This window comes from Sphingobacterium puteale, from assembly GCF_003627955.1.
Taxonomy (GTDB): Bacteria; Bacteroidota; Bacteroidia; order Sphingobacteriales; family Sphingobacteriaceae; genus Sphingobacterium; species Sphingobacterium puteale.
The window spans coordinates 123,193-135,551 of sequence record NZ_RBWS01000016.1 but is presented as its reverse complement, the minus strand read 5'-3'; the positions used below and the strand labels follow the sequence as shown (position 1 = coordinate 135,551).

Genomic DNA, 12,359 nt, shown 5'->3' with positions numbered 1-12,359 from the left:
TTAAATTTTTTATTGAAGAAAAGAATAAGACAATGGTAATACGAAAAGAAAAACTAGATTTTTTAAGACTAGAAGATATTGATTCGGCTTCCAATGGGATTGTTATAATGCCCATCGCCGAATATTTACAGGTCAAAGGAAACCAGAACACATTGCATGCACGTTCGTTCTACAGTTTGCTGTCAATAAAGAGCGGAAACCTGATGATGGTGGCAGATAAAAGAATGTATGCCATGGGCAGACATGATATCGTCAGCATAAGCTGCAATTGCGTTTGTAGTTTCCAGCATCATGTACCTGTTGAAGGATGTGCTATCCTATTTACAGAGACATTTTTTATGCAGCGGTACAATAAGGAAGTGATACATTATTTTAACTTTTTAAAATGCAACCAGATGCATGGCTTTGTATTGACAAGTGATGAAATTGAACGTTGTATTCATCTAATGGAATTGATGCAGGTGGAATATGATACAGCAAACTTGGGTTCAAGAGAAGTGCTGCGCAATTATCTGAATATTTTACTTCAGATGCTGGGCCGTCAGATCACCAAAAACTTCGGCTTTGTGCAGATGGATGAAAAGGAGGAAAAAATAGTTGCATTTGAGGCCTTGGTTGATGAACATTATAAACATCAGCGATTCCCGTCTTTCTATGCGGAGCGATTGAATATTTCAGTGAATTACCTGAACCGCATTTGTCGTGAGAAGAGAGCCACAAGCTGTGGTGCACTGATCAGAGACCGGATCGTGATAGAGGCGGAGCGGCTATTGTATCATACCTTCAAAACGGTAAAGGAAATTGCCTTTGAACTGGGTTTTGAAAATGTGCCTTATTTTATCACTTTTTTTAAATCCAAGAAGGGGCGTAGCCCAGAAGAATTTAGAAAAAAACAGGAGGCATAAACGACGGCAGAAGCGTCTTTTTCATCGAATGAAAAAGACGCTTCTGCCGTATAACGGGCTAGAGTTACGAAAATGAAAATATATTGACTCTTTATTGAATGAGATCGGATAGAAACAGAAGGCATCGGAACTGTTATTTCTACTTTTTGGAGAGATATAGTTTGATCTTTGAAAAAAAGAATAGCGATGGATTTTCCAATGTTTCATTTAGATTGGTTGAATGATGGTTTTAGGACAGGTTATCTATATATTTTTGGAAATAGTAAATTAAACAGCATGAGAATGTTACAAGTTTCAAGAGGCTATCTGTCTTTTATGTATCTTTTAGAGATAACTATATTGATCGCCTCGGCCTGGACATGGTATCAATACAAAGAGCCTCTTTTGTGGTTGATGGTGCTGACAGGAATATTTTCTGCACTGACTATCGTTTTTCAAAGTATACATATTTCTAGTCTGTACTTATTGATGCTAAAGGACAATACGCTACGGCATAACGATGAATGTCTTGAAAAGAACTACCAATTTATTAAGGGACTTTATTAAGATCTTTTACATAACCTCAAGATTAGACAGCAGGCTAGAATTTAGCTCATTCGCCTGCTGCTCCAATCCCTTTTTTAAGTTGTTGGGTTATTCCGCCAGTTCGATTTTTGAGACCAGGTAGGTCTTTCCGAAATTTTACGGATCATGACTGACAGTCGCCCGGATGGATTTCCATTTAGATACAGGTCCATTGCCAGTATGGATATTTAGTTTGATATATTGCCAGATCTCTTCTAATTTTTCGCGACAATTTCATCGCTATAGCTGAGATGGATGGCGGTTCCGATACGTCGGAAGGGCCTCCGTCCATTAGTACGGGACCTTTATAAGGAACCATCTTTGCTTTAACTTTATAATTATTCCCCGGTTTTCGATCCTCAAAGCCCGACAGTGGTAGCCCCGGGGATACATTTTGTGGTAAAAGTAATAGGTTGGTCATGTATAGAGCCATAACGGTGGCTGACCAGAAGTTCGACCTCTTGCCCTTCTTTCAAGTTAAACCGGCCATATCCTTTCTCTTTTGAGCATGCTGAAAAAATAAATACGGTCACTAATAATAAAATGTGCTTCATGGCTAAATGAAAAGGTTTATAAAATTATTTCATTAACCTTTATAACGATAAGGCAAATCTTTATGCAACATCTACTCACTCGCACTCATTTTTTATTTTGATGTCATCCTTTTTCCATACCCCGTTTGACGAGATATAAAGTGGGGTGTCTAGCTCTTTGTTTTCTAAATACCAAAGAATAATCCCATTGTTTTTTTGAGATCGTGTCAGTGCTGCATTTGGTCAACGGACAGCAGCAATACGTCAAAATGTTTTCAGCTTCCGGGCGGCAAAACCTTCTTTTGCTGAAAAAACATGAAGAAAAAAATTTTATGTGCCATTTTGTTCAGTAGCTTAGCGACAATGACAGCACATGCTCAAAATGCAGTATCCGGACAGGTTGTCGTTGATTACGCCCCACTGTCAAACTATATCCGACCGGAAGATAGTGTAAAGACTGGTTCAAAAAGTGATTTCAAAAGGATACGGTTTAATCTGGAGATCCCCTTATCGACCAAGGTGGATTCCATGGGCAACATCAAACGCTGGTCATGGAAAGTGGGGGCTGCCTACGCGAAAATGGAAAACCGTAACTATGAGCAAGCTCTCTTTCCGACCGAAATGTTAAATGCCGAGATTGGACTGCAATATTTGACGTCTTTAAAGAAAAATTGGTCTCTGCTGACCTTTGCATCTGTTGGTATTTATTCTGATTTGGTCAAAGTAGACGGTAAAGATGTGCTGGGGCAAGGAGGAGCGCTTTTTATTAAACGATTTAAACCTAATTTGGCTTTTGGCTTCGGCCCGATACTGAGTAATAGCTTCGGTGTACCGATGATCCTACCTGGATTGTATTTCGACTGGAAGACAAATGGAAAAGTAAAATTCAATGTGAATTTTCCCCAAGGTCTTTCTGCTGCTTATCAAGTCAACAAGTTTATGGATTTGAGAGCGGTGGTGAATCTGGACGGGATGACGGCCGAACGCGAAAAGGACGGAAAGTCCACACTCGGAGGATTTATGCTATTGACAGCTGGTCTTCAGCCCCAGTTTAACCTCGGCAAAAACCTCAAGTTACAACTAACGGGGGGAAGCACACTCGCACGGATGTATGTTGAAAACGATAGATCCATAAAGAGTATTTTCAAAGACAAGAAACAGGCTGATCCCCGTTTCTCGCCAACGTTCTATGCCTCCGCTGGATTTAAATGGAATATGCCCTATTAACGGCTGAGGAGCTTCTTAAAAACGACGTTTTGGAGAAGCTCCTCTCTTTTTGTACGTGAAATGGGTAATTCTCGCTCAGCAATGTATACCCGTCCGCCGGAGATGATATCAATATGGTTGACATTGACTAGGTAAGATTTATGAATGCGAAAGAAATGATTAGCAGGCAAAGCCTCTTCTAGTGCCAGCATGGTCTGATGGATCGTAAGTGTTCGCTCTTTAAAATGTAATTTGGTGTAATTTTGCATACTTTCGGCATAAAGGATGTCGGTCCATGAGATTTTGACAAAGGCGTCGCCTTGTCGGACAAAGAGCATGGTGTCGTTGGGACTGGGATCCTGTAACGTTTTGGTACGTTGCACAAATTGTTGATAGGCTTTGGTTGCCGCCTGAAAAAAACGCTGAAAAACAATTGGTTTTAGAAGATAGTCTATTGCCTGTAAGCGGAAACCTTCTAATGCATACTCCGAATAGGCTGTAATAAAAATGCATAGGGGAGGATTGTCGAGTGACTCCAAAAAATCAATCCCATTGAGGTAAGGCATATTAATATCCAAAAATATAAGGTCGATATCACTCTGTTGTAACCTAGACGCCGCCGCAAGGGCCGAAGGAAAAGTATCCACAAGTTCCAAAAAATCAACTTGCTCAGTCATTTCGGCAATATGCTGCCGTAGCAACGGCTCATCGTCTACTATGATACATCTCATCTTTGTTTGTTCCATTTTTTTAGCAATTAAGATCAATTGTCAATTCGACACAAAAGCTGTCCTCATGCTTTTTGATCGCCAGGGAATATTTTTTTTCGTATTGCAGCTCCAATCTCTTTTTGACATTTTCCAATCCAATTCCGGAATGTCTGGTCGAAGCTTGCTGTGGATAGACCTGATAGCTGTTGCTGATTTGAAATCGGAAATGACCATTTTTTTCAATACAGTTAAGGTTGATTTTGCCTTTTTGATTTGGAAGCCGGTCCACATGTTTGAAGGCATTTTCGACAAAACAAATCAACATCAGCGGTACGATATGGAGATCTTCTGTTGACTGTGACCAAGTGCAGTTGACTTCCAGTTCATCTCCCCAGCGCATTTGTTCAATGCTGATGAAATTCTGTAAATATTGTAGTTCACGACTTAACAGCACGAATGACTGGTTGCACTCATAGAGCTGGTAACGTAGGATGTCAGAAAATTTTAATAGTAAATAATCGGCCATCTCTACATTTTTTTTCATTAGGATATGGATATGATTCAATACGTTGAACATAAAATGGGGATTGACCTGGTCTTGCAATAATTTGAGCTGGCTTTCCAGAAAGTTCTGCTGCAACTGGCTATGGTCTTGTTGAATATTGGCATGTTCCTGATAGAATCGGATGCCACAGGCTGTGCCATTGATCAGCAAAGAGGAAGGAATAGATTTATAGCATTGAACAAGTAATAGGGAGGCTCGTTCATCTTCCGGTAGTACTTGGCTATGCATAATAAAATAGACATCCACCACACTGATCAGTAGCGCTAAAATAACGACGAAAAAGATAGCTTTGAAAACAAAGGGCTTCATTTTTTGTGTCTTAATAGCTTTAGGCAAAATATTGTCACTCAGGAACTGCGAGATACTGATGGAACAGATCATGATTAATGAGCTATGGATCAGTGCGCTGGCTGTATCCATATCCTGCTTCACCTGTATCCACAGGGCAAACCAGAGGACAAGCCAGAAGAGTGTGAGAAACAGGTGCCGATGGAGGTAGTTTTTTTTGAGAAACATGGGACAAAAATAGTCAAATATATAACAAAAACCTTTGAAGGCGATACAATTGCCTCCAAAGGTTCTCATGTTAAAGGTTATGTTAGAATAAGAAATAACCTACCCCAATGGAAAATGCCTGCGGCTTGGATTTAAATGAATTGCTAAGGTCAGAAAATCCGCGTTCGTAACGAAGATCGATGCTGAACTTTTGGATATCTACACCAAGGCCGCCTGTAAATTGGATATTGGACTTATCGAAATGTTTGACTCCTTCTTTAATGGCTTTAAGCGGAGATAGGTTATCATTCAAGGTGTAATTGTATACCGCACCCGCAAATATTCGTAAGTTCATATCCTGTTGTTGAATGAATTTATAGCCGACCATCAGGGGAATATCGATCGCATTCCATTTGAGTTTGGTTTCGGTCTGTCCCTGTGGTTTAAGAGCGGCTTTCCGTTTGCTGAAGAGGGCCTCCCCTTGAATGTAGGCGCTACCGAAGTTGACACGTGCCATACCACCTAGATGAAGGCCCAAGGCGTATTTGTCGTCCAGATCCGCCAGTTCCGTATTGAGTTTGTTCAGGCTACTTCCACCTTTTATACCAATCTGAATGCGGGGTTGTTCCTGTGCGAATACCATTTTGCTTAACATCATCGCGAAGAGTACAACGCATGATAAAATTGTTTTTCTGTTCATTTTTATTGTTTTGATATGCGCAAAAAAACGAATGTTTGGGCCAGTACGGAAAAATCTTTGACGAATGGCGTCTTAGCGTTGACGAAAGCAAAAATGACGATGACGTCATCGGAGACTGTATTTTGCATGATATCGATATGTGCATACTTTAAGTCGATATAGCATAAAATATATTGTACTATTCTCCGTAAAATTGGTCTCTTAAAAAGAGAATTAATGACGTCTAAAGGAATCGGGAAAACGACTTTTGCATGGCTTCCAAAAGTCATTTATGGTACAAGTAGTTTAGGCAATTTGTATAAAGAAATGTCTTTTGCAGATAAATTAGCGATTATCCGAGCCTGTATTCAGCATGCCGAGGGCTTGGCTGTTTTCGATACGGCAGGTAAATATGGCGCGGGCCTATCGTTGGAATCCTTAGGTGCAGGTCTCAAGCAACTGAAAGTTGATCCGTCAACGGTGTTGATCAGCAACAAACTCGGCTGGTATCGCATTCCTTTGGAAACGGAAGAACCTACCTTCGAATCAGGGGTATGGAAAGGACTTCGTTATGATGCTGAACAGCGCATTAGTTACGCTGGGATCTTATCGTGTTACTATCAGGGAAATCAATTGCTGGGAGATTATCCAGCACAATTGGTCTCGGTACATGATCCTGATGAATATTTGGCAAAAGCATTGAATAAAGCCGATGAGAACCAACGCTATCAGGATATTTTGGAAGCTTACCGTGCGCTAATTGAATTGAAAAATCAAGGCAAGGTACGCGCTGTTGGAGTAGGATCCAAAAGTTGGAAAGTCATTCAGCGCATTGCTCAGGATGTTGAATTGGATTGGGTGATGATCGCCAATAGCCTAACATTACACGATCATCCGGCTGAATTATTGGAATTTATTGCCGAATTAGTGGCCGCAAATATTACCGTGATTAATTCGGCGGTATTTAATGGCGGATTTTTGGTCGGTGGTGATTACTACAATTATCAGTTGGTCAATAGGGAAACTTTGGCTGGTGAAACATTGTATAAATGGAGAGAGCAATTTTGGGAAACTTGCGAAAAATTTGCTGTTAAGCCCGCTGAAGCTTGTGTTGCTTATGGTTTCGGAATTGATGGTGTCAAAGCAGTCGCATTGAACACGAGTAAAGCGGAAAAAGTGAAAGACAATGTGGCCATGGTGAATCGGGTGATTCCAATGGAATTTTGGGATGAATTGGCGGTTTCCGGCATAATCTAATCAGGGGTAGATGGCTCATTTGTTAATGTTGCCACGCTGCGTTTGTAACTTGTCGGTGTCTCTCCGGTCACTTTTTTGAATAGCCTATTGAAGTAAGATATATTTTCAAATCCCAACCTAAAGCTCAGTTCCTGAATGCTGCTATCATCAACCAGCATCATTAACTGGGCTTTTTCTATTTTTTTTCGGTTCATATAGCTCACAGGGGTGTCATTCATGTGTTTTTTAAAAAGCCGGATAAGATGATCTTTAGAAAGAAAGATCAGATCGGCAAGTTGGTCAATGGAAATGGACTGGTGGATATGCTCGTCGATATAGTTCAATACTCGAGTGAGACGCTTTTCGACCTGAGTTATTTTATCGCTTGCAGCAGCTAAGAACCGGCTCATCAGTAACTGTATTATTGCGTGGCTTTCGGCTTCACGAGCAAATGGGGATGCTACCTGTAAGGCAATGCTTCTCATTAATTCGGTTGAGTTTTCATAACGCTGAGGGTCATAGATAGACAAAGCACTTCCGGGGTTGATCTGATGTAGGCGAATGATGAGTTCCTCCAACAGTTGATTGGCCTTGATAACCTTGGGAAATATGTAATGGTCAAAAATACTTGACATAATGTTAGGATTTTCATAGATATGGATATAATACAACGAGAATTTACCGTTACATTCATAGCTATGGTGGATATGGGCTGGTGTCAGGTATAGATATCCGGGCTGCATTTTAATCACTTCGTTCTGTAAAATTATCTGTGCTTCTCCTTCGCAGACATAGTGTATCCTGGCAAAAGGGCTTTTGATATTTTTAAAATTCCAGTCCGCATCATGCTCGGCATATCCGATGTTTAACAATGTAAAATCTAGTCTATTCTTTTCCCTTTTTATCATAATGAGCTAGGTGAGTTATTCGGTACAATAATAAATAATTAGATCAGAAATTGCTGCAAGATATTGCAAGTAAATGTCGATAATGTGCTATTTATTATCGGTAATTAAGTTTCTGTATCTGGTTAATTACGACTTCGTTCAGGGAGAAAGCTGTAACTAGCTGTTCGGTAAAATTATTAAAATATAAAAAAGGCATACTTTTTAATGCAACAATATTGCATTTAATGGATATTGTTTTTAATTTTGTTCGAGACAAAAGCAAGAGGTGTATTGCTGCAGGGAATTGGAGAGAAGCGATGTCCAAAGGATGAAAAAATTGAAAATTAAATTTTAATGGCAATCACAATGAGAAAAAAACTACCTGTAACTGTATTGAGTGGCTTTTTAGGGGCTGGAAAAACTTCTTTATTGAATCATATTCTACATAATAAAAATGGTCAGAAAGTTGCGGTCATTGTTAACGATATGAGTGAGGTCAATATTGACGCGCAGGCTGTAGAACGGGAAAATGTACTGTCCCGGACGGAGGAAAAGCTTGTGGAAATGAGCAATGGCTGTATATGTTGTACACTTCGGGAGGATCTTATGGTCGAGGTTGAACGTTTAGCAAAGGAAGAACGATTTGATTATCTTCTGATCGAAAGTACAGGAATCTCGGAGCCAATTCCGGTAGCGCAAACGTTCAGTTACGCAGATGCTGACAACAATATTGATCTATCTACATTTAGTTATATTGATACGATGGTTACTGTGGTCGATTGTTTGAATTTTGCGAAGGACTTTGGAAGTGCTGAAACTTTGCGGGATAGGGAATTGACGGACGATGATCATGACAATAGAGCAATTGTCAATCTTTTGACTGATCAGATCGAATTTGCCAACGTCATCATACTCAATAAAGTGGATCTCGTCGCTGAAGAAACAATAGGCACTCTGGAGGCCGCTATCGGTAAGCTTAATCCTGAAGCTAAGTTGATCCGGACACAATTTGGAAAGGTGAATCCGGAAGCGATTATGGGGACTGGTGCATTTGACTTTGAGGAGGCGTCAGCTTCCGCGGGCTGGATACGTGAGCTTGAAACTGAGCATAGGCCGGAGACAGATGAATATGGAATATCTTCGTTCGTTTTTCGGTCCCAACGTCCTTTTCATCCACAGCGTCTACATACTTATCTTAATGAGCGCTACCCGCGTAATATCATACGGGCTAAGGGACTTCTCTGGATGGCGTCTCGTCCTGATATCGCGATCAGCTTTAGCCAGGCAGGAGGAAGTGTGCGGATGGAAAGCGCTGGAGCATGGTGGTGCAGCATGCCTGAAGCGACACGCAGCCAGTATCCGATCTATGCTGAAGTGAAGAACGATTTGTTGAGGCGCTGGCATCCTGAGTGGGAAGACCGGAAAAATGAGCTGGTATTTATTGGGCAGCATTTGAAAAGAGAGGAATATTTGGCTGAATTGGAATCCTGTCTGTTGACAGTACAAGAAAGCGAGGATTGGCGCTTTACCTGGTGGAAAGATGAATTTCCTGAAAATCTTTAACCGATTTCAGGATACCGGTGCCCAGTTATTTTAGTAGAACAAAAAAACAAGTTGATTAGTGTATAGTTAAAGGCTGGATTGTTATAAATCGGAACTTTTTCTTTGATGTTATCTTGCTCATTAATAGTAACTAAAATTGTAATAATAGAAATCAGGACTTTTATAAATAATATAGGAGCAGTTCATTTTTTGAAACAATTTCAGATTATATATTGTCTTAAGAATAGTTAAATGAGTAAAATATATAATCTTATGAAAAAAATAATTCCTTTTGCTTTAATGTCGAGTTTATTGGTTCTTGTTTCCAGCTGCGCTGCCATTGAAGGTATATTTAAGGCAGGTGTCTGGTCGGGTATATTGCTGGTCGTAGTCGTCGTGGCAATTGTTATATGGATTATTAGCAAATTATTCGGCGGATCTAAATGATCGAAAGAGTGATCAGAGCAGGGCCGGGAGTAAGCGTGTTATTTATTGGCCCTGTGCTGATGATTACCTATTGTTTTTCGGTCAAGTATTTCCAATATCGCTTGGGAACATGTCTCAAGTGAAGTTTTAAATTCTGCCGAGATTCGATCGTAGTGCTTTTAAAATAGGTTTTCCAGAGATGCTGGAATTCTTTTTCCTTCGGGTCCAGATCTATTTCTAAACTGTAAGGATTCTGAACTTCATCCTCACCATAGCTAGATACCTCCTCTACATGGCGGCAATCGTAATAAAATCCGTATTTTCGCCGTATATCATAGATCAGCCATTGTTGATCAGTAAAGCGATTCTTAAAAAAGTCAACTACTAATGGGATGACATTAAAATCAGGTTCTACAATAGCTGTATACAAGCCATTGTCGGATTTGACAAATCGTATAAAAGCCTTCATCCGGTGTCTCTCCCGGCTCACTTTCTTAACCGTCTGATGTATGCGTAGCAAATCTGGTCGTCCATAATTCTGCATATTTATTTTTCCGGATCTGAAAAGTTCTACCATTAGCCGAAAGCCGTTGATCCATTCGGAGGGACTATCGCTTAGAAAATTGTGATAAAAGATCTTGCCATTTTGCGGTCCAATTATCTTATTCATTGCAGTCAAGATACGTAAGGCTTTAAGTTCATCTGTATGGATCTGCCGTTTCTGTGAAAAGATATTGATTTCCAGCTGCTGTGAAGTGGTTGGAATAGCGTCAAATTCTTTTCGTTCAAAAGCTTCGAAAACACAACATAGATAGCCATAATAACTTCCATCGAAAATATAATTCATCAAAATAATGTTAACTGCGTTTGAATGCTATTTGATTTGGTGCTGGTCTGGTGTCCAATAAGAGTTTTTCGAATCTGTTCCGGGTAATGAAATCCGGCACTTATGACGGTATCTACGCAAATCATAAAGTATTTGGCTCTGTTAAACGCAATTCCTAGCTTACGCAACTGGTATTCCTTTAATTTTCCGTATTGACGTGCCTGCACGATTTTGTTTGCGGACTGTCTGCCAATTCCAGGAATTCGAATAATTGAGCTGTAATCGGCCGTATTGATATCGATCGGAAAAAATTGGGGATTACGTAAGGCCCAAGCGAGCTTGGGGTCTATATCCAGTTCAAGCTGTTGATGTTTGGTATTTAGGATTTCATGAAGGGAGAATCCGTAGAACCGCAATAACCAATCTGTTTGATAAAGTCTATTTTCACGAACAAGGGGAGGTGTAGTGCCGATTTGCGGAAGCGTACTATCTGTCGCGTTTATGGGTATATAACCTGAATAGTAAACGCGCTTAAGTTTATAATCTTTATAAAATTCATCAGCGGTCCGCATAATCTGTAGGTCTGTCTCTGGGGTAGCTCCAATGACCATCTGTGTACTTTGGCCTGCAGGGACAAACAACGGTAGTTTTTTGACAATATTTTTATGCTGTTGAATGTTAAGGATTTCATTTTTGACAATTGCCAAAGGCTCACGGACGGATTGATGGTCTTTTTCTGGGGCAACAAGCTTTAAGCCCTCCTCCGTAGGGATCTCCAGATTGACACTCATCCTGTCAACATATAGGCCGGCCTGCTTCAATAGAGACTCGCTGGCTCCAGGGATAGCTTTTAAGTGAATATAGCCATTAAATCTCTCTTCGGTGCGAAGCTTTTTTACGACGAGCATCAATCTTTCCATCGTATAATCTGCGGATTTAAAAATACCGGAACTTAAAAACAGGCCTTCAATATAATTACGGCGATAGAAATTCATCGTCAGGTCGACGACTTCCTTAACTGAAAATGCAGCTCGTTGGACATCATTGCTACGTCTGCTGACACAAAATGAGCAATCGTAGATACAATAGTTGGTCATTAAAATCTTCAGCAGGGAGACACACCGGCCATCCTCGGTATAGGTATGGCAGATACCGCTCGCTGATGCATCACCAATGCCATTGGTATTTTTGCGCTTTCCCCCACTGGAGCTACAGCTGACATCATATTTTGCCGCATCAGCTAAGATTCTCAACTTATCGTCAAATCCAATCATGATCAATATTTTAGTAATTTATGTAAAATTACTATTTTTATTAGTAAATATAATACAGCAAGGGCCAAAAATAATTCTGTAGGTCTGTGTTGGCAAAACGAGTCCAAAGTTCTTTTTCCAAAGATGGTAACCTAAAAAGACTCGACTTCGAGTTGGAGGGAAACTATGGAAGTGCTAATAAGATCATCTCTTCCATTCCAATAGGTTGCTATTCTTTCAATCATCTTTTATTTGTTTATGTCTACAATTTATCCATATTACCCCAAACAAATGGTTGATTTAATGTCAGGAAGAATAATTATACATAGGCGATGATAATAGAAGTTATAACGGAATAGATTCTTCGAACGTATCCATTTACGGAAATGAACTTTATACGGTGGATTTCGCTGTTATATAAGTCGTTTGCGATAGCATAAAGTTGATGTAAGATGTCGATAATATTGTCCAGGAAATATAATCTTTTACCGGATATGTACCTGTAGCAAGTTTCAAACTTAATCGAACTATT

The 12,359-nt window shown here is 40.0% G+C and carries 13 protein-coding genes; 6 read left to right on the top strand and 7 right to left on the bottom strand.

The window, feature by feature from the left end; genetic code table 11:
* Positions 1-32 precede the first annotated feature (32 nt).
* Positions 33-905: a helix-turn-helix domain-containing protein gene (locus tag D7322_RS20140; RefSeq protein ID WP_121126025.1), complete on the top strand. Its 873-nt coding sequence runs from the start codon at positions 33-35 to the stop codon at positions 903-905.
* A gap of 282 nt (positions 906-1,187) precedes the next feature.
* Positions 1,188-1,451, top strand: coding sequence for a hypothetical protein (locus D7322_RS20135; protein ID WP_147430497.1), 264 nt, complete (start codon positions 1,188-1,190; stop codon positions 1,449-1,451).
* A gap of 377 nt (positions 1,452-1,828) precedes the next feature.
* Here D7322_RS20135 and D7322_RS28345 read toward each other — a convergent pair whose 3' ends face one another.
* Positions 1,829-2,023, bottom strand: a complete 195-nt coding sequence (locus D7322_RS28345) for a hypothetical protein (RefSeq protein ID WP_147430496.1) — start codon at positions 2,021-2,023, stop codon at positions 1,829-1,831.
* Positions 2,024-2,317: 294 nt separating this feature from the next.
* Here D7322_RS28345 and D7322_RS20125 point away from each other — a divergent pair, with 294 nt between their 5' ends.
* A complete protein-coding gene (locus tag D7322_RS20125; RefSeq protein ID WP_121126022.1) occupies positions 2,318-3,229 on the top strand; it encodes a DUF6268 family outer membrane beta-barrel protein in 912 nt (303 codons plus the stop codon).
* Here the strand turns inward: D7322_RS20125 and D7322_RS20120 are convergent.
* The 3 genes from D7322_RS20120 to D7322_RS20110 all read right to left on the bottom strand — a co-directional run bounded on the left by D7322_RS20120 (position 3,226) and on the right by D7322_RS20110 (position 5,678).
* Complete coding sequence (locus tag D7322_RS20120) at positions 3,226-3,939, bottom strand: LytR/AlgR family response regulator transcription factor (protein WP_121126071.1); 714 nt, start codon at positions 3,937-3,939, stop codon at positions 3,226-3,228. The genes D7322_RS20125 and D7322_RS20120 overlap by 4 nt on opposite strands.
* A gap of 19 nt (positions 3,940-3,958) precedes the next feature.
* On the bottom strand, positions 3,959-4,999 hold the full coding sequence (locus D7322_RS20115) for a sensor histidine kinase (RefSeq protein ID WP_183078781.1): 1,041 nt from the start codon (positions 4,997-4,999) through the stop codon (positions 3,959-3,961).
* 82 nt (positions 5,000-5,081) lie between these two features.
* Positions 5,082-5,678, bottom strand: coding sequence for a porin family protein (locus D7322_RS20110; RefSeq protein WP_121126020.1), 597 nt, complete (start codon positions 5,676-5,678; stop codon positions 5,082-5,084).
* A 216-nt stretch (positions 5,679-5,894) separates the two neighbouring features.
* Here D7322_RS20110 and D7322_RS20105 point away from each other — a divergent pair, with 216 nt between their 5' ends.
* Positions 5,895-6,914 carry an aldo/keto reductase gene (locus D7322_RS20105; RefSeq protein WP_121126019.1) on the top strand — a complete coding sequence of 340 codons (1,020 nt, stop codon included), beginning with the start codon at positions 5,895-5,897 and terminating at the stop codon, positions 6,912-6,914.
* Here the strand turns inward: D7322_RS20105 and D7322_RS20100 are convergent.
* Entirely contained in the window at positions 6,911-7,801 is an 891-nt protein-coding gene (locus D7322_RS20100) for a helix-turn-helix domain-containing protein (protein ID WP_121126018.1), read from the bottom strand. The two genes, D7322_RS20105 and D7322_RS20100, sit on opposite strands and share 4 nt — an antisense overlap.
* A 345-nt stretch (positions 7,802-8,146) precedes the next feature.
* On the opposite strand from D7322_RS20100, the gene D7322_RS20095 reads away from it, so the two are divergent.
* Positions 8,147-9,343 carry a GTP-binding protein gene (locus tag D7322_RS20095; RefSeq protein ID WP_121126070.1) on the top strand — a complete coding sequence of 399 codons (1,197 nt, stop codon included), beginning with the start codon at positions 8,147-8,149 and terminating at the stop codon, positions 9,341-9,343.
* Positions 9,344-9,595: 252 nt separating this feature from the next.
* Positions 9,596-9,769, top strand: coding sequence for a hypothetical protein (locus tag D7322_RS28510; protein ID WP_183078780.1), 174 nt, complete (start codon positions 9,596-9,598; stop codon positions 9,767-9,769).
* 67 nt (positions 9,770-9,836) lie between these two features.
* Here the strand turns inward: D7322_RS28510 and D7322_RS20085 are convergent, their stop codons facing one another.
* Both D7322_RS20085 and D7322_RS20080 read right to left on the bottom strand, forming a co-directional pair.
* On the bottom strand, positions 9,837-10,595 hold the full coding sequence (locus D7322_RS20085) for a TIGR03915 family putative DNA repair protein (RefSeq protein ID WP_121126016.1): 759 nt from the start codon (positions 10,593-10,595) through the stop codon (positions 9,837-9,839).
* The gene (locus D7322_RS20080) at positions 10,595-11,848 is read right to left on the bottom strand and encodes a putative DNA modification/repair radical SAM protein (protein ID WP_121126015.1); all 1,254 of its coding nucleotides are present in this window, start codon (positions 11,846-11,848) and stop codon (positions 10,595-10,597) included. Before D7322_RS20080 ends, D7322_RS20085 begins: the two co-directional genes overlap by 1 nt.
* Positions 11,849-12,359: the final 511 nt, after the last annotated feature.

Bases quoted from the DNA above. Each gene is read 5' to 3' on its own strand.
- D7322_RS20140 (WP_121126025.1), top strand. From the start codon at position 33: ATGGTAATACGAAAAGAAAAACTAGATTTTTTAAGACTAGAAGATATT.
- D7322_RS20135 (WP_147430497.1), top strand. From the start codon at position 1,188: ATGTTACAAGTTTCAAGAGGCTATCTGTCTTTTATGTATCTTTTAGAG.
- D7322_RS28345 (WP_147430496.1), bottom strand. From the start codon at position 2,023: ATGAAGCACATTTTATTATTAGTGACCGTATTTATTTTTTCAGCATGC.
- D7322_RS20125 (WP_121126022.1), top strand. From the start codon at position 2,318: ATGAAGAAAAAAATTTTATGTGCCATTTTGTTCAGTAGCTTAGCGACA.
- D7322_RS20120 (WP_121126071.1), bottom strand. From the start codon at position 3,939: ATGAGATGTATCATAGTAGACGATGAGCCGTTGCTACGGCAGCATATT.
- D7322_RS20115 (WP_183078781.1), bottom strand. From the start codon at position 4,999: ATGTTTCTCAAAAAAAACTACCTCCATCGGCACCTGTTTCTCACACTC.
- D7322_RS20110 (WP_121126020.1), bottom strand. From the start codon at position 5,678: ATGAACAGAAAAACAATTTTATCATGCGTTGTACTCTTCGCGATGATG.
- D7322_RS20105 (WP_121126019.1), top strand. From the start codon at position 5,895: ATGACGTCTAAAGGAATCGGGAAAACGACTTTTGCATGGCTTCCAAAA.
- D7322_RS20100 (WP_121126018.1), bottom strand. From the start codon at position 7,801: ATGATAAAAAGGGAAAAGAATAGACTAGATTTTACATTGTTAAACATC.
- D7322_RS20095 (WP_121126070.1), top strand. From the start codon at position 8,147: ATGAGAAAAAAACTACCTGTAACTGTATTGAGTGGCTTTTTAGGGGCT.
- D7322_RS28510 (WP_183078780.1), top strand. From the start codon at position 9,596: ATGAAAAAAATAATTCCTTTTGCTTTAATGTCGAGTTTATTGGTTCTT.
- D7322_RS20085 (WP_121126016.1), bottom strand. From the start codon at position 10,595: ATGAATTATATTTTCGATGGAAGTTATTATGGCTATCTATGTTGTGTT.
- D7322_RS20080 (WP_121126015.1), bottom strand. From the start codon at position 11,848: ATGATTGGATTTGACGATAAGTTGAGAATCTTAGCTGATGCGGCAAAA.